This is a genomic window from Ancylobacter sp. 3268, from assembly GCF_031456575.1.
Classification (GTDB): domain Bacteria; phylum Pseudomonadota; class Alphaproteobacteria; order Rhizobiales; family Xanthobacteraceae; genus Ancylobacter.
The window spans coordinates 1-1409 of sequence record NZ_JAVDUX010000053.1; the positions used below are offsets into that span (position 1 = coordinate 1).

General features: G+C 61.8%; 3 protein-coding genes. 1 reads left to right on the plus strand and 2 read right to left on the minus strand.

Annotation, left to right across the window (positions count from 1 at the left end; translation table 11 throughout):
• Positions 1–91: 91 nt before the first annotated feature.
• Entirely contained in the window at positions 92–400 is a 309-nt protein-coding gene (locus tag J2X65_RS26925) for an alcohol dehydrogenase catalytic domain-containing protein (RefSeq protein ID WP_310208593.1), read from the minus strand.
• Positions 397–945, minus strand: coding sequence for a hypothetical protein (locus J2X65_RS26930; RefSeq protein ID WP_310208595.1), 549 nt, complete (start codon positions 943–945; stop codon positions 397–399). Before J2X65_RS26930 ends, J2X65_RS26925 begins: the two co-directional genes overlap by 4 nt.
• A gap of 300 nt (positions 946–1245) precedes the next feature.
• On the opposite strand from J2X65_RS26930, the gene J2X65_RS26935 reads away from it, so the two are divergent.
• Positions 1246–1409: LysR family transcriptional regulator (locus tag J2X65_RS26935; RefSeq protein WP_310206041.1), on the plus strand; the 164-nt coding region annotated here is incomplete at its 3' end.

Sequence of the window (1409 nt, forward strand, 5' to 3'; positions counted from 1 at the left end):
GGCCATCCTGTCCCTGAAGCCCTGCCAATCAAGCCAGGCCGAAAGGCCCACTATGCATTAGAGTCAAACCGGACCACTCAATAGGGGCAGGCTAGTCGACGCGGGCAAACTCGGCATAGGCGCCCCCGCCAACAATCCCCATCACCCGCTCGCCCCGTCGGATGTCGGTGACATTGGCGCCGACGGCGATCACCTCGCCGGCCGCCTCCAGCCCGAGCAGGTCGCTCTCGCCGTAGCTCTGGCGACCATAATAGCCCAGCCGCTGCAGCAGATCGGCCCGGTTGACGCCGGCTGCATGCACCTTCACCAGAAGATCGCCGGGGCGAACCTCCGGCATCGGCACCTCGGCCAGGCGGAGGACATCCGCCGGACCGAAATCGTCGAAGGTGATCGCTTTCACTTTGCCGCAGCCTTCGCCATGGCGCGTCGGCCGATGCTGGCGGCGAAGAGCGGCGTCTCGCGACGGTTGTGATCGCCACCGGCTTCCTGCCGTGCCACGGCCGCCTGCTCGAAGGTCTGACCATGTGCGGCGACGAAGTCCATGAACACGTCGGTCGGGTGCGAGGTGACGCGGTTGGTGTAGCGGGTGCGCTCGCCCTCGATCGACTCGGCGATCAGTTCCCAGATCACGTTGACCTGCGTGCGTCCCAGCGGCGTGAACACGTCGGAGATCGAGTTCATACGGCAATAGCTCGCCGTGGCTTCCTCCGCGACATAGTGTTGGATCACCAGCCCGGTGCCGATCATCTCGACATTGATCACCATGCGGCGGCCATCATCGGTCGTTGTGACGCCGGAGCCGATATGATCGGGCGGACAGCAGCGCAGATATTCAGCCTCCGGCAGGGTGAATAGCCACTCGGCGATGTCGATTTTCTCAAAAGAAACATCGATCTCGGCTGTGTAGGCGGATTCCGAGAGGATACGGTCGGTGAGGATTTTCATGGATCTGCCTTGTCGATATACGTTTATGTTAGATACTAATGACCGTCTTCACGGACTCCGAACGCCAATACGATGAAGATCGATGCGGAACCGGTTATGTGCGACGACTCGGCCGGACGTATTTCGATATTTCCATGATCGCTGTTCCTGCTTGCGAGATGGAACGACTGCCCGATTTGCCGCGATGATTGCGTGCCGGCGACGAGGTACGGCCGCTGTGTGAACGCCGCGAATATGCGAGTGTCCGGGATCGGCGATAAGCCGGAGCCTGCTGCAAACGGCTTTGCCCGGATCGCAAAGATGAGACCCCATTTCGCCGAATATCTCGCCACCTTCGTAGATGTCGTCCGGGCGGGCAGCTTCTCCGGGGCCGCCCGCCGGCGCGCGGTGACGCCTTCGGCGATCGTCCGCCAGATCGACGCATTGGAGGAGGATCTGAGTGTCGCGCTTTTCATCCGCTCAAC